Raw genomic sequence first — 20794 nt, 5'->3', positions numbered from 1 at the left:
AAGAGTGTATAGCAGAGAGGTAAAAAGCGGGTAAGAACAGGATGAAAGGAACAAAATATGCCCGAAAGCGCGTTACACTCCAGCGATGGTAGTAACGTAATCACAGGAAAGTGATGATGAATAAAATTTTGGTAAGCGCGTGCCTTATGGGCTTTAAGGTTCGTTATAACGGAAGTGAAAAAGCGCGAATGAACGAGCTGCTCGCTCGCTGGCAGCAGGAACAACGTCTGGTTATCCACTGCCCTGAACTTGCGGCCGGGATGCCTGTCCCTCGTCCTCCGGCAGAGATTATGTCCGCTGATGGCAAAGACGTAATGCACGGGCAAGCCAGAATTACTGAAAATACAGGGCAGGATGTGACTGAGCAGTATCAGCTTGCAGCCTGGCTCGCGCTACGCGGTGCTCAGGAGTCGGGGTGTAGCGCAGCGCTATTAACCGATGGCAGCCCCACGTGCGGCAGTCAGTTTATTTATGACGGATCTTTTCGCGGGATCCATAAAGCGGGGAGGGGTGTGGCTGCATCGTTGCTCGCAGAGCATGGGATAGCCGTATTCTCTGAGGGGCAAATCGACGAGCTTATTGCCTGGGTTGAGGAGAGAGAAGGCAAAAAATAAGCCCGCGTAAGGGAGATTACGCAGGCTAAGGAGGTGGTTCCTGGTACAGCTAGCATTTATGGGTTATGTTTTTCAGCGGGGGGATAATACCCGTATTGAACGAAGCGGTATGTGATCCGATTCTAAGAATTATCCCAGCGCGAAAAAATTTCCCTAATTAACTATTTGCCGTGTGGGTTTCGGGTGCTTTCACCGTTGAAGTTACGCATCAGCAGCGCAAACTTCAGCTCCACCTCTTCCGGAACCGGCAGCCAGACGGTATGCCCGTCGCCCGGCGCCACGTCAATCGCCTCGCCTTTGCCGTTTTCCAGATGCTCCAGCGTAAAGTTCATGTTGCCCTGCGGGGTCATCAGCTCCAGGCTGTCGCCTTTGGTGAATTTGTTTTTCACCGCGACGGCCGCCAGCGCGCCTTTGCGCTCGCCGGTAAAGTCACCGACAAACTGCTGGCGCTCGGAAACGGAGTAGCCGTGCTCGTAGTTCTGGTAGTCATCGTGAGTATGACGACGCAGGAAGCCCTCGGTATAGCCGCGGTGCGCCAGGCCTTCCAGGGTTTCCAGCAGGCTGGTATCGAACGGTTTACCTGCCGCCGCGTCGTCGATGGCTTTGCGGTACACCTGTGCGGTACGCGCGCAGTAGTAATAGGATTTGGTGCGGCCTTCGATCTTCAGGGAGTGCACGCCCATCTGGGTCAGACGCTCAACATGGGCGATGGCGCGCAGATCTTTCGAGTTCATGATGTAGGTGCCGTGCTCGTCTTCAAAGGCGGTCATGTACTCGCCCGGACGTTTGGCTTCTTCAATCATAAACACGCTGTCGGTTGGCGCGCCGATGCCCAGCGTCGGCTCAACGTTGGTTACCGGAATAGGCTCGTGCTTGTGCACGATATTACCGACGTCATCCTCTTTGCCTTCCTGGACGTTATATTCCCAGCGGCAGGCGTTGGTGCAGGTGCCCTGGTTCGGGTCGCGCTTGTTGATATAGCCGGAGAGCAGGCAGCGGCCGGAGTAGGCCATGCACAGCGCGCCGTGAACGAAGATTTCGATTTCCATATCCGGCACCTGGGTGCGGATCTCTTCGATCTCTTCCAGAGACAGTTCGCGGGACAGGATGACGCGGGTCAGCCCCATCTGCTTCCAGAACTTCACCGTCGCCCAGTTGACGGCGTTAGCCTGGACGGAGAGGTGAATATCCATCTCCGGGAAGTTCTCCCGAACCAGCATGATTAAACCCGGGTCCGACATGATCAGCGCGTCCGGCCCCATATCCACCACCGGCTTCAGGTCACGGATGAACGTTTTCAGCTTGGCGTTGTGCGGCGCGATGTTCACGACCACGTAGAATTTTTTGCCCAGGGCATGCGCTTCGTTGATGCCGAGCTGCAGGTTCTCGTGGTTGAATTCGTTGTTGCGCACGCGCAGCGAGTAGCGCGGCTGGCCCGCATAAACGGCGTCGGCACCATAGGCGAAAGCGTAACGCATATTTTGCAGCGTTCCCGCCGGGGAAAGGAGTTCCGGTTTAAACATGTTTGTTCTCGTTCTGATGACAGGTCAGATCCGCGTGCACCAGGTGCAGCGGTAAGGGGAGATCCCCCACTTTAAGGGCGGGCATTGTAGCGCCGCGGGGCAGGGAGGTAAAGCGTCGAGTCGTATCACCGCCCATCCGGCGTGTACGCATATTTTTAGGTATTGTCTTTACCATCTGGCTTGAAAGACCGAGGCAATGCCGTTTCCCGCTTTCAGTACAAGCGTGGACTGAACGTCATTGCTTTTGCTTAATTCGAATCAACCAGATACAGGAAAACTAACTGATATTGAGATCGTGTATAACTTTTGAGCGTCATCAAGTCGTCTGTTCAGGAACCTATCTGAATACGTAGCTTGATTAATGAAGAGAAAAAGACGGAATCTGTTTATGAACCGTTACCATTTGTCAGGGGAAGAGTATGGCGAGGCTGGATTTCTGTGAACTTGCTTCTGCAAGCGCAGATACTGCAGATAGCGACCAATTTGAGAAGTTCGCAAAAATATTCATGGAAAAAATTTTGGGAGGGATTGTAACTAAAGGCCCAAGCCGGGGGGCGGATGGTGGCATAGATATACGGGTTGAGTTTGATATTGCCGGATGTCGAATTGCCAAACTTGTTAGCTGCAAACACTACGCTCCTTCTAAAAAGTCCGTTGGTCGCAGTGATGAAGAGGACATTCAGGACAGACTTGCTGAATTTGAATGTGATGAGTTTGTTGGATTTTATTCCACCATTGCATCGTCCGGACTTGAGCAAAAACTGGAGCGACTGAAAGCTAAAAAAGGGATTTTGTACCAGATTTATAATTCAGAGGATATTGAAACCTTATTACTGGAAAATCATGCGGGCTTTCAGTTAGCAAAGCGTTTTTTTCCTCGTTCAGTACAAAATATATTACCACAATTTATTGCTCTACTGCCCACCTTCACATCCTGTGACGCAGTGCGTCATTCTTCAGGTTGGATAGTCCCGGATGTTTATAGTGACTACGAGCCACGGGTCTACGCCTGTAATGCTAATTTAGCTGCACAGTATGCAAATGAGAAGGCGATGAATGATATCCATGAACCCATGTTCTTGCAGGCATGGAAAGATGCCGTCCATATGTTTTCAGATTATTTCATTATCCCTGCTGCCGGTATTAACAGTGTAAGCAATATTAATGAATTACCACCGGACTGGGATACTTCAGACGATATAATAAATTTATCCGCCGGGAAACGATGGGCACTTTTGGCTATCTGGAGTTTTTTTGATGATAAAAAGGTTAATGCTATTTTGAAGAAAATGCATAAACATCCTTCTCAGCAAGATTTGAACGTTATTAGCTTCGCTTTCCTGGCGATGATAACTGGCACCGAGCGTCGCGATGTATTAGCGCGACTTTTTGCTTATGCTACACCTTTTCGTTCCTGGTAAGGCCACAGTTTTAATGTCTGGAGTCTCTGCCCCGCAGTGCTGCGGGGCAATATTCTCACATTATCCTGCACGCATCCGCTTCCCAGCGATACCCTACGCCATACACCGCGCGGATAAACGACTGCTCGGCGTCCAGCGCCTCCAGCTTGCGGCGCAGGTTTTTGATGTGGCTGTCGATGGTGCGGTCGGTCACGACGCGGTAATCGTCATACAGGTGGTTCAGCAGCTGCTCGCGGGAGAACACTTTTCCCGGCTCGTGGGAGAGGGTTTTCAGCAGGCGGAACTCCGCAGGCGTCAGGTCCAGCAGCTTGCTGCGCCAGCTCGCCTGGAAGCGGCTTTCGTCGACAATCAGCGGGCTTTCGGCATCGAGCACCTGAAGCTCGCGCTGCGGCCTGCAGCGGCGCAGAATGGTTTTCACGCGGGCGACCACTTCACGCGGGCTGTAGGGCTTGCAGATGTAATCGTCCGCGCCAATTTCGAGCCCCAGCAGGCGGTCAATCTCTTCAATTTTGGCGGTGACCATGACGATCGGCACGTCGGAGAAGCGACGAATTTCCCGGCACAGGGTCAGTCCGTCAACGCCCGGCAGCATTAAATCCAGCAGGATCAGATCCGGCGGGGTCTGACGCACGTATGGCAGCACCTGGTCGCCGTGGCTGATCAGCGACGGGGCGTAGCTGGCCGCGCGTAAATAGTCGATCAGCAGCTGCCCAAGCTTGGGCTCGTCTTCCACAATCAAAATGCGCGGCGTGTTTTCGTCAATCGGTAACTCGGTCATACTTCTCTCGATAAATCCCGTTCCAGAGGTAACTCTACTGTAATGCTAACCCCGCCAAAAGGCGAATGGGCGGCGCGGATCGTGCCATTATGCGCCTCGACGATGTTAACGCAAATCGCCAGCCCCAGTCCGGAACCGCCGCTGGCGCGGTTACGGGAGCCTTCGGTACGGTAGAAACGTTCAAACAGTTTTTCCAGCTGCGCGTCCTGCACGCCGGGGGCTGAGTCCGCGAAGGTGAGGGCAAAGCGCCCGTTTTCCTGCCTGCCGGAGATATGCAGCCCGCCGCCGCTGTCGGTGTAGCGCAGGCTGTTTTCCAGCAGGTTATTGAACAGCTGCATCAGCCGGTCTTTGTCGCCGAATACCACCGCGCTGTCCGGCAGGGAGAGGTCGATTTTCAGGTTGCGGCTGGCAAAGCGCTCGCGGAAGGCGCCGCTGATCACTTCCAGAATGTTAATCACGTCCACCGGCGCTTTCTGGTAGGCCAGCGCGCCTTCGTCGGACATGGAGAGCTGGTGGAGATCGTCCACCAGCTTGGTGAGCGTGCCCACCTCCGCCTGCAGAGAGGCCACCGATTCAGGCGTAAACTGGCGCACGCCGTCCTGGATGGCCTCCAGCTCGCCGCGCAGCACCGCCAGAGGGGTGCGCAGCTCGTGAGAAATATCGGCCATAAAGTCGCGGCGCATCTGCTGGTTCTTCTCCAGCGTGCTGGCGAGCTGGTTAAAATCCTGCGCCAGCTTGCCCAGTTCGTCCTGGCTGCGGGTATCGACGCGGGTGGTAAAATCCCCGGCGGCCAGCTTGTGCGTGCCTTCCACCAGTCTTTTCACCGGGGCGAGCAGACCGCGCGCCAGCGGGAAGGTGGCGAGCGCGGCGAGCAGGGTGGAGAGGGCGACAATCAGCCAGCTTGTCCGGCGCTGCTGACGGTCAAAGTTGATGTCGGTGTTGCGCGTCAGGCGCTCCACCGGAGAGGCGATAACCCAGCCGACCGTCGCGTTGTTGACTTTGATCGCCCGACGGGTGCCGTCCGGCGGTATCGGCGCGCGCGGACCCACCAGCGTGCGCATGTCCTGGTCAATCACCCAGAACTGGGTGCGCCAGCCGTGCGGCGGCATGCCCGGCCCCGGGCGATCGTCACCGGTATCGTGCTCCAGCGAGCGCAGGATCTGGAAAATAAAGCGGTCGTTATTGCGCAGAAAACGCCAGTTGCCGTGCTGGGCGTACTGTTCACTCAGCGCATCGCTTAAGCCCTGTAAACGCTGTTCATTGCCATGTTTGATGTAATCAATAAAACCGCGCTCAAAGCTGATCCGCACCGCCCAGTGCATGGTGATCAGCAGGACGATACAGGTGGCAAATATCGCCACGAAGAGCTTGCCGGTAATGCCCGGACGCCAGAATTTCATGAGCCACTCCTTTTGCCGCGCCTAATCACGACGTTCTTGCTGGTATCATCCGGCACTCTGGCGAAGATGAAAGCGGGCAGGGCGATGATGACCGCCATGCTTAAATAGGTATACAAAAAGACCTGATGCGCCACCGGCGTGTCGACGCTGAGGTGGTGCTGGCCGTACATGCCGAGCAGTAATCCGGCGATTGTGACCCCGACGCTCATTGAGAGTTGCATGATCATCGACAGCAGGCTGTTGCCGCTGCTCGCCAGATCGTCCGGCAGGTCCTTCAGCGTCAGGGTATTCATCGACGAGAAGCGCATGGAGTTGACGATCCCCTGGCAGAACAGCACCAGCGGCAGAACGTAGTACCAGCCCATCAGCGCCACGGCCATAAACAGCAGGCTGACCAGCGCCAGCCCCAGCGTGGCGGTTACCAGCACGTGACGGTAGCCAAAGCGGTTCACCACCTGCACCACGATGCGCTTCATTCCCATGCTGCCGAGCACCATCGGGATCATCATCAGGCCCGCGTGGAACGGCGAAAATCCCATTCCGATTTGCAGGAAAACGGGCGTCATAAACGGCAGCATGCCGCTGCCGACGCGCCCGGCGAAGCTGCCAAACAGGCCAAGGCGATAGGTGGGGTTTTTAAACAAGCTCAGGCTGAACAGCGCCTTATCGTTACCTCTGGCATGCCGCAGATACCACAGAATGGCGGTGATGCCGATAACGACCAGCATCCCCAGCGTCAGGGGCGAAATGCCGAGCCCCTTTTGCCCGTCGAGCGCCAGGGTCAGCGTGGCCATGCCCGCCGCCAGCATGATAAAGCCGAAGAAATCAAAGCGCCGCGTCTGCATTTTGTAGTTCGGCATCAGCGTCATGGTGGCGATGGCGCCGATGATGCCAACCGGGAGGTTGATTAAGAAGATCCAGTGCCAGGAGGCGTACTCCACCAGAATGCCGCCGAGCGCCGGGCCCAGCAGCGGCCCCACCTGACCGGGCAACGTCACAAAGGTCATCGCCGCCATGTACTGCTCGCGCGGCACGATCTTCATAACCGTTAGCCGCCCGACGGGCACCATCATCGCCCCGCCGACGCCCTGCAGCACGCGCGCCATCACCAGCTGGTCGAGGGTGCTGGCCTGGGCGCAAAACAGCGAGCCGGTGGTAAACAGCACGATGGCGGTAAAGAAGATATTGCGCACGCCCACTTTGTCCGCCAGCCAGCCGCTGGCTGGCAGCATGATGGCCACCGTCAGCACGTAGGAGACAATCACCATATGCATATGCAGCGGGCTCTCCCCCAGGCTTTTCGCCATTGAGGGGAGGGCGGTGTTGACGATGGTCGTATCCAGCGACTGCATAAAGAAGCCGAAAGCGACTATCCAAAGCTGCCAGCGAACGTTAGCGGGAAGATCGGTCATTTACTCGGTCACCGTGGTTCTGTTTTTACGCGAAAAGCGCAGCCGCAGGCGGTCGAAGAACAGATAGACCACCGGCGTGGTGTACAGCGTCAGCAGCTGGCTCATGACCAGGCCGCCGACGATGGTGATCCCCAGCGGCTGGCGCAGCTCCGAGCCGTCGCCGCCCGAAATAACCAGCGGCAGCGCGCCAAACAGCGCCGCCAGAGTGGTCATCATGATCGGACGAAAACGCAGCAGGCAGGCCTGGAAGATGGCCTCTTCCGGCGACAGATTGCCGTTGCGCTGGGCGTCCAGGGCGAAATCCACCATCATGATCGCGTTTTTCTTCACGATGCCGATCAACAGCATGATCCCGATGAGCGCGATCAGGCTGAACGGCGCGCCAAACAGCTCCAGCGCCAGCAGCGCCCCCACGCCCGCCGACGGCAGCGTCGAGAGAATGGTCAGCGGGTGAACGTAGCTCTCGTACAGCACGCCCAGCACAATATAGACCGTGGCGATGGCGGCCAGAATCAAAATCACCTGCGAGTTCATCGTCTCCTGGAACACCTGCGCGGTGCCGGCAAAGCTGCCGCGCACGGTGGACGGCACGCCAAGCTGCGTCATCGCGCGGTTGATTGCGTCGCTGGCTTCAGAAAGCGACGAACCGGCGGGCAGGTTAAAGGAGATGGTCGACGCCGCCGAAAGGCCCTGATGGTTCACCGACAGCGGCGCGTTGGCAGGCTGCCAGCTGGCAAAGTAGGAGAGCGGAATCGCCTTGCCGTCGTTGTTAATCACAAACATTTTGTCCAGGGCGCTGATGTCCTGGGTGTAGCGCGGGTCAACCTCCATCACCACCTTATACTGGTTCATCGGCTGGTAGATGGTGGAGATCTCGCGCTGGCCGAAGGCGTTGTTCAGCAGGCTGTTGGCGGCTTCAACGTTAATGCCCAGACGCGACATGGTTTCGCGGTCGTAGGTCAGGGCCATCTCGGCGCCGTTGTCCTGCTGATCGGAGTTGACGTCCGCCAGCTCCGGCAGGGCGGCCAGCGCCTTGCGGATCTTCGGCTCCCACTCGCGCAGGGCGGCTAAATCGTCCGAGAGCAACGTGTACTGATAGCTGGCGTTCGCCTGACGGCCGCCGACGCGGATATCCTGAACGGCCATCAAAAACAGGTTTGCCCCCGGCTCTTTGGCGAGCTTCACCCGCAGGCGGTCAATCACCTGCTGGGCGGTTTCGTTGCGCTCGCCGCGCGGTTTCAGGGTAATAAACATCATCCCGCTGTTAACGCGTGACCCGCCGGTAAAGCCGGTGACGTTATCCACGGCTTTATCTTCACGAATGATCTTCATAAAGTCCTGCAGCTTGCCGCGCATCGCCTGGAACGAAATGCTCTGGTCCGCCTGAATCCCCCCCATCAGCACGCCGGTGTCCTGCTCCGGGAAGAAGGTTTTCGGGATGGTGATGTACATCCAGACGTTCAGCCCAATGGTGGCGATAAGCACCAGGCCGACCAGCCGGGTATGGTTCAGCACCCACTTCAGCGATTTGCCGTAGCCTTCCTGCATCGCCATCAGGAGGCGACCAAAGCCTTTGCGGCGCGGCTGCGAATGCGGTTTGCTGCGCTTGAGCATCCAGCCGCACATCATTGGCGTCAGCGTTAAGGAGATCGCCAGCGAAATGCCGATGGCGACGGAGAGGGTGACGGCGAACTCGCGCAGCAGCCGGCCCGGCAGCCCGCCCATCAGCAGCAGCGGCAGGAATACCGCCACCAGCGACAGGCTCATGGAGAGCACCGTAAAGCCCACCTCGCGCGTGCCCTGCAGCGCGGCCTGGAGCGGCTTCACGCCCGCTTCCAGGTGGCGGGAAATGTTTTCCAGCACCACGATGGCGTCATCCACCACGAATCCCGTCGCTATCGTCAGGGCCATCAGCGACAGGTTGTTGAGGCTAAACCCGCACAGGTACATGGCGGCAAAGGTACCGATCAGCGAGACCGGCACGGCCACCGCCGGAATAAGCGTCGCGCGGCCGGATCGCAGGAACAGGAAGACCACCAGGATCACCAGGGCGACGGAGATAATCAGCGTTTGCTCCACCTCTTCAAGCGAGGCGCGAATGGTCGGGGAGCGATCCTGGGCAATTTGCAGATCGATCGCTGCCGGGATGGTCTCCTGCAGGTCCGGAAGACGGGCGCGAATGCTGTTCACCGTCTCAATAATGTTCGCTTCCGGCAGCTTGCGGATCATCAGCAGAATGGCCGGCTTAGCGTTGGTCATCCCGGCGTTGCGCACGTCCTGCACCGAGTCGGTGACGCTGGCAACGTCGCTTAAGCGCACCGCCGCGCCGTTGTTGTAGTGAATAATGAGCGGCTGATATTCCGCGGCGGTTTTCAGCTCGTCGTTGGTGTGGATCTGCCAGCGGTGGCTACCGTCCTCAATCGCCCCTTGCGGCTTGCGGACGTTGGCCGTGCTGATGGCGGAGCGCACGTCATCCAGCGACACGCCCTGGTTGAACAGCGCCTGCGGGTTTAGGCCCACGCGCACGGCGGGCAGAGAGCTCCCGCCGACGCTCACGTCACCGACGCCGTTAATTTGTGAGATTGTCTGCGCCAGCTGGGTAGACGCAAAGTCGTAAAGCTGCCCCTGAGAATACGTGTCCGAGGTCAGCGTCAGGATCATGATCGGCGCATCGGACGGGTTGGCCTTGCGGTAGGTTGGGCGGCTCGGCATCCCGCTCGGCAGCAGGCTTTGCGCGGCGTTGATGGCCGCCTGCACGTCGCGCGCCGCACCGTTAATATCCCGGTCGAAGCTGAACTCCAGAATGATGCGCGTGCTGCCCAGCGAGCTGCTGGAGGTCATCTCGTTGACCCCCGCAATCCGCCCGAGCGAGCGCTCCAGCGGCGTGGCAACCGACGAGGCCATGGTCTCCGGTGACGCGCCCGGCAGCGAGGCGCTGACCATGATCACCGGGAAATCCACCTGCGGCAGAGGCGCTACCGGCAGCAGCCGGAAGCCCAGCACGCCGCAGAGGGTAATGGCGAGCGAGATTAAAATCGTCGCCACCGGGCGATAAATGAAGAGGGCGAAAAACTTCACTTATGCCTCCTCTTCACGTTTCGGGAAGCGGTTTTTGGTCCACAGCGCCAGGCGGTCAAACAGCAGGTAGATAACCGGCGTAGTGAAGAGCGTGAGCACCTGGCTTACCAGCAGACCGCCGACCATGCCGATACCCAGCGGACGGCGCAGCTCCGCGCCGACGCCGGTGCTGAGCATCAGCGGCAGCGCGCCCAGCAGGGCGGCCAGCGTGGTCATCAGGATCGGACGGAAACGCAGCAGACAGGCCTGGAAGATGGCGTCGCGCGGCGACATGCCCTGCTCGCGCTCGGCGGCCAGGGCGAAGTCGATCATCATGATGGCGTTTTTCTTCACGATCCCGATAAGCAGGATAATGCCGATGATGGCAATGACGTCCAGCTCGCTGCCCGCCAGCATCAGTGCCAGCAGCGCCCCCACGCCCGCCGTCGGCAGGGTAGAGAGGATGGTGATCGGGTGGATAAAGCTTTCGTATAGCACGCCGAGCACGATGTACATCGCCACGACCGCCGCGACGATAAGCCAGATGGTGTTACCCAGCGCGGCCTGAAACGCCAGCGTGCTGCCCTGGAACTGGGTCTGAATATCGGACGGGAAGCTGAGCTCTTTTTCAGCAGCCTGAATGGCCTCCACCGCTTCGCCGAGAGAATAATTGTCCGGCACGTTGAAGGAGATGGTGGTGGACGGGAACTGATCCAGATGGTTAATCGACAGCGGGGTATAGCGTTCTTCCACCGTGGCGATAGCGCTCAGCGGCACAATGCCGCCGTCTTTGCTGGTCAGGCGCACCGAGTCCAGCCCCGCCAGTCCTGGCGTGTTCTCTGTGTTGTGCTCCAGCACCACGCGATACTGGTTGGCCTGGGTGTAGATGGTGGAGATCAGGCGCTGACCGAAGGCGTTGTATAGGGCGTTGTCCACATCCGACATGGTAATGCCCAGACGGCTGGCGGTATCGCGGTTGACGTTCACGTATGCCGCCAGCCCTTTGTCCTGCCAGTCGCTGCTGACGTCGGCGAGCTGCGGCAGGGTGTTTAGCTTATTCACCAGCTGCGGTACCCAGGTGCTGAGCGCGTCCAGCGAGGTGGCCTGCAGCGTGAACTGGTACTGCGTGCGGCTGACCTGGGTATCAATGGTCAAATCCTGAATCGGCTGCAGGTAAAGCTCAACGCCCGGCACGCGTGCGACGGCGTTTTGCAGACGCTCAATGACGGCGTTGACGCGATCGTCGCGTTCATCCAGCGGCTTGAGGTTGATCTGCAGACGCGCGCTGTTGAGCGACGGGTTGGTGCCGTCGACGCCCACGTAGGAGGTCAGGCTCTCGACCGCCGGATCCTTCATGATGATTTCAGACACCTGCTGCTGGCGCTGGGCCATACTGGCGAAGGAGACCGACTGCGGGGCCTGAAGAGTGCCCTGAATAATGCCGTTGTCCTGAATCGGGAAGAAGCCTTTCGGAATGAAAATCCACAGCATCACGCTGAGCGCCAGGGTTCCCAGCGCCACGCCGAGCGTGGCCCACGGATGGTTCAGAACTTTCGCCAGCACGCGGCCGTAGGCGGCAATAATCCGCTCGAACATGCGCTCGGAGGCGCGCGAGAAGCGGTTTTGCTTGCGCAGGGACTCGTGGCTCAGCATGCGGGCGCACATCATCGGCGTCAGGGTCAGCGACACCACGGCGGAGATCAAAATGGCGACCGCCAGCGTCACGGCAAACTCGCGGAACAGACGCCCGACGATATCGCCCATAAACAGCAGCGGGATCAGCACCGCAATCAGCGAGAAGGTCAGCGAGATAATGGTAAAGCCGATTTCGCCCGCGCCCTTCAGCGCCGCCGCCAGCGGCTTTTCGCCTTTCTCGATATAGCGCGAAATGTTCTCAATAACGACGATGGCGTCGTCCACCACGAACCCGGTGGCGATGGTGAGCGCCATCAGCGTCAGGTTGTTAATCGAAAAGTCGAGGAACACCATCACCGCAAAGGTTCCGACCAGCGAGAGCGGCACGGCGACGGCGGGAATAATGGTTGCCGGGACGTTACGCAGGAACAGATAGATGATCATAACGACCAGCGCAATCGCCAGCATCAGCTCAAACTGGGTGTCGGTGACCGACGCGCGAATGTTGGTGGTACGGTCGGAAAGCACCTTCACGCTGACCGATTTCGGCAGGCTTTCGATCAGCTGCGGCAGCATGGTGCGGATGCTGTCGGCGGTTTCGATGATGTTGGCGCCCGGCTGGCGCTGCACGTTCATCACGATCGCCTGCTGCCTGTTGGCCCAGGCGCCGAGCCAGCTGTTTTCAGCACCTTGTTCCACGGTCGCCACGTCGCCCAGACGCACCGGGGCGCCGTTCTGGTAAGCAATAATCAGCTGACGGTATTCATCGGCGGACTGCATCTGATCGTTGGCAGAGAGCGTCACGGCGCGGGTGGGACCGTCCAGCGAGCCTTTTGCCGAGTTAACGTTGGCACTGCTGATGGCGGTGCGGATGGTTTCGCTGGTCAGACCCAGCGCGGCAATTGCCTGCGCGTTCAGCTTAACGCGCACGGCGGGACGCTGGCCGCCCGCGAGGGTGACGAGGCCGACGCCGGAGACCTGTGAAATTTTCTGCGCCACGCGCGTTTCGACCATATCCTCTACCTGGGTCATCGGCATGGCGGAGGAGGTGACGGCAAGCGTCATGATCGGCGGATCGGCCGGGTTCACCTTGCTGTAGACCGGCGGGTTAGGCAGGTCCGAAGGCAGCAGGTTGGTGGCGGCGTTGATGGCGGCCTGTACCTCCTGCTCGGCGACGTCCAGCGACAGCGTCAGCTGGAACTGCAGCGTCACGACGGATGCCCCGCCGGAACTCTGGGAGGACATCTGTTTTAGCCCGGACATCTGGCCGAACTGGCGCTCCAGCGGAGCGGTAATGGCGGACGTCACCACGTCCGGGCTGGCGCCGGGATAGAGTGTGACAACCTGAATCGTTGGGTAATCCACCTCCGGCAGCGCCGACACGGGCAGGAAGCGATAGCCGATAATCCCGGCGAGCAGGATCGCCACCATCAGCAGCGTGGTGGCGACAGGACGGAGGATAAACAGGCGTGACGGCCCGCCTGTAGAGCCTGGAGGCATCACCTGCATCAGGATTTCGCTCCCTGTTTCGCAGGTTCAACCACTTCCACTTTAGCCCCTTCGGTCAGACGGTCAATGCCGTCGGTGACCACGCGGTCGCCTGCGGAAAGGCCTGCGGCGATGACCACCGTCTGGCTGTCCTGGATACCGGTTTTCACCAGGTGCTTGCTGACCTTATTGTCGCTGTTAAGTACCCAGACGAAATTACCTTCGTTACCCATCTGCAGCGCAGCGGTGGGGATCACCACCGCGTTCTCTTCGGTGGCGACCAGCATACGCGCGTTGACGAACTGGTTCGGGAAGAGGGCATCGTCCTGATTAGAAAAGCGCGCCTTCAGCTTGATGGTGCCGGTGGTGGTGTCGATCTGGTTATCCAGGCTGAGCAGAGAACCTTCGCTCAGCTTCTGCCTGTTGCTGCGGTCCCAGGCTTCCACCACCAGCCCCTTTCCGGCTTTTTGCGCCTGCACCACGGTCGCAATTTCGCTTTCCGGTAGGGTAAAGACTAAATCAATCGGGTGAGTCTGGGTGATCACCACGATGCCCGTGGTGTCGCCGCTGGAGATCTGGTTGCCGATATCGACCTGCTTCAGGCCCACGCGCCCGTCAATCGGCGCGGTGATGCGGCTCCAGTCCAGCTGCAGCTGTGCGCTGGCCACGGCGGCTTCGTCGGCTTTGATGGTGCCCTGCGTTTCGCTGACCAGCGACTGCTGGGTATCCAGCTCCTGACGAGACACGAGGTTGGTTTTCACCAGCTGCTGGAAGCGGGCCAAATCGCGGCGAGCGTTGGCGAGCGTGGCTTTGTCCTTCGCGAGCTGCCCCTGCGCCTGGGCGAGGGCGACCTTAAACTGGCTCGGGTCGATTTCCGCCAGCAGATCGCCCGCTTTGACCTGCTGACCTTCCTGGAAGTGAATGGCCATCAGCTGACCGTCGACGCGGCTGCGCACCGTCACGGTGTTGGCGGCGGTAATGGTCCCAAGGCCCGTTAGATAGCGAGGAACGGCTTTATTCACTGCCGTCGCCGCCTGTACCGGCGCCAGCGCGCCGCCGCGCATGCCGTGACGCCCTCCGCCTGCCGGGCGCTGTGCCTGACTATTGGCACCGGCGGGGGCTGCGGTGTTCGCGGATTGACTGTGCCAGTACCAGGCGGCGGCAAGGACCACCACAATGATGCCAGCGGCGATTGCCCAGCGGGATTTGTTACTGCCTTTCATCGTTGTACGTTCTCATCCTGAAGACTTCGGGGAATGATACTAGTTTAGTCAGCTAACACAGCGGAAAAATGGAGGAAATATGGAAGACTGTCAGGAATGGTCTGAATGGAGGTAAACGCAAAACGGCAACATCCGTTGCCGTTTTTGGTGTTTTCTCCCTCTCCCTGTGGGAGAGGGCACCAGACCGCACCGCAACAACGCTAGCTAAACATCACCTGCGCCCAGCGCGCCAGACCAGCGGTAACGGAGCCAAAGTCATCGCCACCGGCAATCGGAATGCCCGGCAGCTGTTCCGCCAGTGCTTTCTTGATCAGCGGCGAACGGGCGCTACCCCCGGTCAGGTAGATAACGTCCGGCTTCTCTTTACCGTTCTCCAGCGCCAGCTGCACCTGCTCCAGAATACGCTGCAGCGGCTGCGCGAGCGCCGCCTCCAGCCCGTCCTGCGAAATCGCGGTGGCCAGTTCGTCGCTGATAAACGGCAAGGAAACCGCATGCTCAGCGCGGTCGGAAAGGGCAATTTTGCTCTCTTCGGCAGTCCGCACCACGCGATAGCTCAGGCGCTGACGCCACACTTTATACAGCAGGGCGACTTTTTCGGCGTCCTGCGCGTCGCGCACCAGATCGTTCAGGAAGCGGCCGTTCGCGGTGCTGTAAAAATCACTCTGCGCAGGTACGTCGTTAATGGCAATCGCATTCCACCACGGCAGGATCGGCAGGGCGATGCCTTTTTCCGTCTGACCGCCCATGCCGAGCAGCGGCATCAGGCTCTTGAATGCCAGCGCGATATCGAGATCGTTACCGCCTACGCGGCAGCCGCTGTGCCCGAGCAGGCTATTTTCGCGATCGCGACGGTTATGCCACTGCGGTCCCATCAGCAGCAGCGAGCAGTCCGTTGTGCCGCCGCCGATATCCACGACTAATACGCGCTTCTCTTCCGTCAGCGTGGCTTCAAAATCCAGCCCCGCGGCAACCGGCTCGTACTGGAACACCACGTCGCGGAAGCCTGCCCGGTGCGCCGCGCGTTCAAGGATCCCCTGCGCCTGCTGGTTAGCCTCATAGCCGCCCAGCCCCTGGAAGTTGATCGGGCGGCCAATGACCGCCTGGGTAATCGCATCGGAGACCTGCGTCTGCGCCTGAGTGCGAATATGCAGCATCATCGCGCACACCAGGTCTTCGAACATCGCCACCTGCTGCGGCTTCAGGCCGCTGGCGCCGAGGAAGGATTTTGGCGACTTAACGAAGTAAACTTCTTCAGGATCTTCAATGTAGTGCCCGAGCGAAGAGAGGCCGAACTGCACGCTGGAGGGCGTAACGTCGATGTCTTCCTCGCGGTTAAAGCTGACCGCCCGGCGCAGCAGCTCCTGGGTCTCCGCCGCCGTGGCCGGAACCTGATGGTGGCGGAACAGCCATTCGCTTACCGCTTCACGCGTCGGCGCGCAGAGCATTGACGGCAGCAGCGTGCTCTCTTTTTCCATTTTCAGAAGCTGTGGCTGCCCGTCTTGCATAACCGCAACCGAGCAGTTTGCCGTACCGTAGTCGAATCCAATAAACACGATTAATCCCCATGCCAGTGAGAAGGGGCGAGACTTTAACGAAATGTCCGCATGGCGACAACAGGAATATGAAAGCAAGGCAATACAAGGTCTTTCCGTTTATGCTGATATACCCGTCATACTTCAAGTTGCAGGTGTGTTGGCTGCGCTCGCTCACCCCAGTCACATAGTTATCTATGCTCCTGGGGATTCGCTCTCTTGCCGCCTTCCTGCAACTCGAATTATTTAGGGTATAAGAATGAAAAAGGAGCAACGATGTACACCCTGAACTGGCAACCCCCTTACGACTGGCAGTGGATGTTTGGCTTTCTCGGCGCGCGTGCGGTGACGGGCATTGAAACCGTCACCCACGACTACTACGAGCGCAGTTTTGCCTGCGAAGGGCATCAGGGAATATTTCGCGTAACGCCGGATATCGCCACCCATACGCTGACCGTGACGCTCACTCCGGGGTTAGTTCCGGTTGCGCAGACGTGCCTTGAACGCATCGAGCGCCTGTTCGATCTCGCCTGCAACCCGCAGCACATCGCGGAAACGCTGGGCGATCTCGGTGCTGCCCGGCCGGGCTTGCGTTTGCCGGGGGCGATGGACGCGTACGAGCAGGGCGTCCGGGCGATCCTCGGGCAGCTGGTGAGCGTGGCGATGGCGGCGAAACTGACGTCGCGCGTGGTGGCGCTGTGCGGTGAGCCGATCGCGGATTGTCCGGGCTATCTCTGTTTCCCCACGCCGGACGCGCTGGCGGCAGCGGACGCGCTAGCGCTGAAAGCGTTGGGCATGCCGGTAAAACGCGCGGAGTCGTTAATTCATCTGGCGCAGTCGGTCATCGACGGGACGTTTCCGCTTTTCCCACCCGAGAATATTGAGGCCGGGATGAAGGCGCTACAGCAGCGGCCGGGGATAGGGCGCTGGACGGCAAACTACCTGGCCCTGCGCGGCTGGCAGGCGAAAGATGTCTTTCTGCCTGATGATTATCTGATTAAGCAACGCTTTGCCGGGATGACGCCCGCGCAGATTCGGCGTTATGCCGAACGCTGGCAGCCGTGGCGCTCTTACGCGCTGCTGCACATCTGGTATACCGACGGCTGGACGCCGTCAGTTGATGGCGAAATAGCTGGTGTTGAGCAGTAGATCCAGCGGCTGCGGCTCGGCTATGGTGTCGCCATAGATAAAATCAATGCCGATGCCGGAGAGCGTATCCATCATGATGGGCTGATTGCACGGACCCGCGATGGTTTTCATCCCCAGACGCTGGGCGTGGCCCTGAACAATGGTCACCATCATCTCATCCATCAGGTTGCCATACACGTTGCTTACCACCTCTGCGTCCAGCATCAGATAGTCGGCCATATTGGCGGTCAGGTGGGTGAAGACGTTCATGTCGCGGCCCACCTGGCTGAAGATCACGCGGCAGCCCGCCTGGCGAAGCTTTTGCAGACTCCGCTGCAGGTTTTTATCCGGGCTGCACACCACGTCGGCAGAGATAACCAGATGCAGCAGACGACCCGGCATAGGGCTTTTATCCAGCAGGTCGAGAAGCTCATCGACCAGCGTTACGCTGGCTAAACCGGCCTCAGAAAGCGGCAGCGCCACCCCCATACCTTTACTGGCGACCTGTGCGGCAGAGGCGCGGAAAAACTCATTAAAAATACGTCTGTCGAGGGCGTGCAAAAGCTCAGGCTCGGCCAGACCCGAGCGGAAGGCATGCTCTTCCTGGACTTCGCCCTGGCTGGTCCACAGGCGTAACGACAGCAGCCAGAAATTACTGCTTTCCGGGATGCGCGGGGAGGCGACGCTACGGGCAATCATCATCAGGTGATTGTCTTTAATCATGTGCCACTGTTCATCAAGCGACATCATGCTGCGCGTGTTGTGATCCCGCTCCTGCTGGGGTTCGTAAACCGTCACCATGCCGCGCCCGCTGTTTTTCGAGGCATAACAGGCTATATCGGCCTGCGACATCACCTCCGACGCCTGATGGTTATTTTCATCAATCAGCGTGATGCCTGCGCTGGCGCCGATCCGGTGCAGGCGGCCTTCCCACATAAAGTGATAGTCATTGATCGTGTGGATCAGGCGCCCGGCGATATAGCGCGCGCTTTCAATATTGCAGTCCGGCAGCAGTAACCCGAACTCATCTCCGCCCAGTCGCGCCAGCACGTCGCTGGAGCGGAGCATGGTCAACATCAGGGAGGAGAGCTCCCGCAGCAGGGCATCCCCCGCCGCATGGCCTGCCGTATCGTTGACGGCTTTAAAGCGATCGAGATCGATAAAGACCAGAGCATGACGCTGGTGCGTTTCGCGAACGGTCTGCAGGAGGCGTTTAAGATGATTTTCGAAGCTGACCCGGTTTGCCAGATGGGTCAGGGCATCGTGGGAGGCGCTGTAGCTCAGCTGACGCAGCATTTTGCGCGACTCGGTCACGTCCTGAATCACGATAACCGAGCCAATATTCTGCCCGTCCAGCGTGCTGAGCGGCGTAATGCTGTAGTGAATATCAAAATTCCCGCCGGTCCGGCAGTTCAGCACCACGTCCTGATCGATATCGGAACGGGACATATCGCCGCTGTGAATATTCTCCATCAGCGGCCCTTTTTCACCAAAGGTGATGTGCAACACCTTGAGGATCGGCTGGCCGATAGCCTCGGTCTGCAGCCAGCCGCTCATTTTCTCGGCCACCGGGTTCATGAAGGTGACATTCATGTTGATATCGGTGCACAGCACCGCTTCACCGATGGAGTCGAGGGTGATGTGCAGACGCTCTTTTTCCTGGAAGAGGGCCTCGTTGAGCTGCTTCACCTCGGTCATGTCCATGTTGATCCCGAGCAGCCGTTCGACTTCACCCTGCTTATTGAGCACCCGGTTCGCCAGGGAGCGAATGTGGCGCACGCCTTCCTTCACGCGAATGCGGAATTCCAGCTTAAACGGCAGACGGGAAATCAGCGAGTCCCGCAGCACCTGCTCAGCGTGGGCACGATCTTCCGGCAGCATCGTGTCATGCCAGAGCTGCCAGGTAGGCTTGATGTGCGGCGGAATTTCATACAGCTCAAACATCCGCTTGTCCCAGCTGATAATATCTGGCTCCAGATCCCACTCCCAGATGCCGATGCCGCCCGCTTCGTTAGCCAGCGTAATGCGCTCCATCAGGCGTTTGTTGACCCACTCGGTCTGCTTCAGGTCGTTAATATCTTCAATCTGGGCGATAAAATAGAGCGGCGAGCCGTCGGCATGGCGCACGACGGAGACGGCAAGGAGTGCCCAGACCACTTCCCCGTCGCGAGTGTAATAGCGCTTCTCAAGGGTATAGGTATTGATGTCGCCGTTGACCAGCTGTTCGAGCTGTTCCAGGTCGGTGTGCAGATCTTCCGGCCAGGTGAGCTGCTGGAAGGTCAGCGACTGGAGCTCCGTCTGGCTGTAACCGAGGAAATTGCACAGCGCCTTGTTAGCCTGCAGCCATTTGCCCTCAATGCTGACCAGCGCCATACCGATGGCGGAATACTCCATCGCATTGCGGAAACGCTCCTCGCTTTCGGTGATGTGTTTGCGCTCAGCGCGGAAGGCGTACATCACCATGGTCATCACGTTGGCAGGCAGGAGCAGCATCAGGAACGGCAGCCAGGGGGCGTTCAGCATCGCCCCGACGTGCTGGGTTGTCAGCGCCACAGGATTTCGGGCAATCATCAGCGACACAACCATCACGGTAACCAGAAACACCAGGAACGCTTCCATTCGCGGCAAGCGCACGGCGCTCCACATAAGCAAAACGATAACGCAGGTGAAAGGCCACGGCAGCCAGGTGATGGCTGCCCAGCTGAGGGCCAGCGTTACGGCCAGCGTGGTCAGGGTTTCCAGCAGCAGTCTCGGGTCACGGTGGCGCAGCAGATAATGCGGTTTAAACAACAGCCCCAACGGTACCACCGCCAGCGCGCCGATGGCTTCGGACAGCACCCAGACGAAGAAATTACGCAGGGGTTCAGGGCCGGGAGCCAGCAGGGATACCAGCAAGCCGCCCACCAGCGGCGGGATCACCGCGCTGCCGATGGCCACGCGGATCCAGTCATTCAGATTCTGCAGCGGGTTGTACCACGGGAGCAATTTGCGCAGCAATAGCGCACCGGTAAAGGCTTCAACCACGTTAATCGAGGTGTAGGTGAGGCTTATCGATCCCCACGAAAACAGCATCCAGGTGGCCAGAATATTGCCGAACGAACAGGCCAGGGCAATTCCCGGCCACATTTTTCCTGCATGGCGATAAAACGCCACCATCATAATGGCGGTGGGGAACCAGAGCGGGGCCAGCAGGGTGCCGAACCGGGTAAGCTCCAGGGAAAATAAGGTAAAGATAAAGGTGACCAGGCCCAGACAGACAAGTCGTATTAAAGGATGTGGGGTGGTAACCAAAACCCGCTGGTATTGTTTATTCATTACCGCTTTATCCAGAGACGCCATGCCGTCAGGGAAGATGTCCGAACGCGTGAATTTGATAATTTGGTTTATGCTAGTACAAACAATTTACAATTCATATGGTGACCGCTCAGAATTTGACACCACAGACTTATTAAATAGAGGCTCCGTGAAAAAAAACGGTTAAACGCTGAAAAAACGTTCATTTAAATTTCACTCAGGGAATAAGACGTCACTTTTCGGCCAGTCTCGCAGAACCTGTGCTTTCGACTGGTATCACGCCCGCGAA

General features: G+C 58.8%; 12 protein-coding genes. 3 read left to right on the top strand and 9 right to left on the bottom strand.

The genetic code is table 11. From position 1 onward, the window contains the following. Positions 1-113 precede the first annotated feature (113 nt). A complete protein-coding gene (locus tag HB664_RS17780) occupies positions 114-614 on the top strand; it encodes a DUF523 domain-containing protein (RefSeq protein ID WP_219939914.1) in 501 nt (166 codons plus the stop codon). Between the two features lie 161 nt (positions 615-775). On the opposite strand, the gene yegQ is transcribed toward HB664_RS17780, so the two are convergent. After that, positions 776-2137: a tRNA 5-hydroxyuridine modification protein YegQ gene (yegQ, locus tag HB664_RS17775; RefSeq protein WP_023312421.1), complete on the bottom strand. Its 1362-nt coding sequence runs from the start codon at positions 2135-2137 to the stop codon at positions 776-778. 419 nt (positions 2138-2556) lie between these two features. Here yegQ and HB664_RS17770 point away from each other — a divergent pair, with 419 nt between their 5' ends. Beyond that, entirely contained in the window at positions 2557-3558 is a 1002-nt protein-coding gene (locus tag HB664_RS17770) for a hypothetical protein (RefSeq protein WP_048976170.1), read from the top strand. A gap of 55 nt (positions 3559-3613) precedes the next feature. Here HB664_RS17770 and baeR read toward each other — a convergent pair whose 3' ends face one another. The 7 genes from baeR to yegD form a co-directional block, all read right to left on the bottom strand. Next, positions 3614-4336 (bottom strand): two-component system response regulator BaeR, encoded by a 723-nt coding sequence (gene baeR / locus HB664_RS17765; RefSeq protein ID WP_023312418.1) that lies wholly within the window; start codon positions 4334-4336, stop codon positions 3614-3616. Then, a complete protein-coding gene (gene baeS / locus HB664_RS17760; protein WP_023312417.1) occupies positions 4333-5736 on the bottom strand; it encodes a two-component system sensor histidine kinase BaeS in 1404 nt (467 codons plus the stop codon). The genes baeR and baeS overlap by 4 nt, the downstream gene beginning before the upstream one ends. Then, the gene (locus HB664_RS17755) at positions 5733-7148 is read right to left on the bottom strand and encodes an MFS transporter (protein WP_219939913.1); all 1416 of its coding nucleotides are present in this window, start codon (positions 7146-7148) and stop codon (positions 5733-5735) included. The genes baeS and HB664_RS17755 overlap by 4 nt, the downstream gene beginning before the upstream one ends. Then, entirely contained in the window at positions 7149-10226 is a 3078-nt protein-coding gene (gene mdtC / locus HB664_RS17750) for a multidrug efflux RND transporter permease subunit MdtC (protein ID WP_047060484.1), read from the bottom strand. After that, entirely contained in the window at positions 10227-13349 is a 3123-nt protein-coding gene (locus HB664_RS17745; protein WP_219939912.1) for an MdtB/MuxB family multidrug efflux RND transporter permease subunit, read from the bottom strand. It lies immediately after the preceding gene. Next, entirely contained in the window at positions 13349-14551 is a 1203-nt protein-coding gene (locus HB664_RS17740) for an MdtA/MuxA family multidrug efflux RND transporter periplasmic adaptor subunit (protein ID WP_219939911.1), read from the bottom strand. Before HB664_RS17740 ends, HB664_RS17745 begins: the two co-directional genes overlap by 1 nt. A 200-nt stretch (positions 14552-14751) precedes the next feature. After that, complete coding sequence (gene yegD, locus HB664_RS17735; RefSeq protein WP_219939910.1) at positions 14752-16104, bottom strand: molecular chaperone; 1353 nt, start codon at positions 16102-16104, stop codon at positions 14752-14754. Between the two features lie 255 nt (positions 16105-16359). Between yegD and alkA the strand changes: the two genes are divergently transcribed. After that, the gene (gene alkA / locus HB664_RS17730; protein ID WP_219939909.1) at positions 16360-17232 is read left to right on the top strand and encodes a DNA-3-methyladenine glycosylase 2; all 873 of its coding nucleotides are present in this window, start codon (positions 16360-16362) and stop codon (positions 17230-17232) included. On the opposite strand, the gene HB664_RS17725 is transcribed toward alkA, so the two are convergent. Then, positions 17197-20526, bottom strand: coding sequence for a diguanylate cyclase (locus HB664_RS17725; RefSeq protein WP_219939908.1), 3330 nt, complete (start codon positions 20524-20526; stop codon positions 17197-17199). The two genes, alkA and HB664_RS17725, sit on opposite strands and share 36 nt — an antisense overlap. Positions 20527-20794: the final 268 nt, after the last annotated feature.

It is taken from the genome of Enterobacter sp. DNB-S2, assembly GCF_019443845.1.
Lineage (GTDB): Bacteria > Pseudomonadota > Gammaproteobacteria > Enterobacterales > Enterobacteriaceae > Enterobacter > Enterobacter asburiae_B.
This window is presented reverse-complemented; position numbering and strand designations above follow the sequence as displayed.

Bases quoted from the DNA above. Each gene is read 5' to 3' on its own strand.
- HB664_RS17780 (WP_219939914.1), top strand. From the start codon at position 114: ATGATGAATAAAATTTTGGTAAGCGCGTGCCTTATGGGCTTTAAGGTT.
- yegQ (WP_023312421.1), bottom strand. From the start codon at position 2,137: ATGTTTAAACCGGAACTCCTTTCCCCGGCGGGAACGCTGCAAAATATG.
- HB664_RS17770 (WP_048976170.1), top strand. From the start codon at position 2,557: ATGGCGAGGCTGGATTTCTGTGAACTTGCTTCTGCAAGCGCAGATACT.
- baeR (WP_023312418.1), bottom strand. From the start codon at position 4,336: ATGACCGAGTTACCGATTGACGAAAACACGCCGCGCATTTTGATTGTG.
- baeS (WP_023312417.1), bottom strand. From the start codon at position 5,736: ATGAAATTCTGGCGTCCGGGCATTACCGGCAAGCTCTTCGTGGCGATA.
- HB664_RS17755 (WP_219939913.1), bottom strand. From the start codon at position 7,148: ATGACCGATCTTCCCGCTAACGTTCGCTGGCAGCTTTGGATAGTCGCT.
- HB664_RS17745 (WP_219939912.1), bottom strand. From the start codon at position 13,349: ATGCAGGTGATGCCTCCAGGCTCTACAGGCGGGCCGTCACGCCTGTTT.
- HB664_RS17740 (WP_219939911.1), bottom strand. From the start codon at position 14,551: ATGAAAGGCAGTAACAAATCCCGCTGGGCAATCGCCGCTGGCATCATT.
- alkA (WP_219939909.1), top strand. From the start codon at position 16,360: ATGTACACCCTGAACTGGCAACCCCCTTACGACTGGCAGTGGATGTTT.
- HB664_RS17725 (WP_219939908.1), bottom strand. From the start codon at position 20,526: ATGAATAAACAATACCAGCGGGTTTTGGTTACCACCCCACATCCTTTA.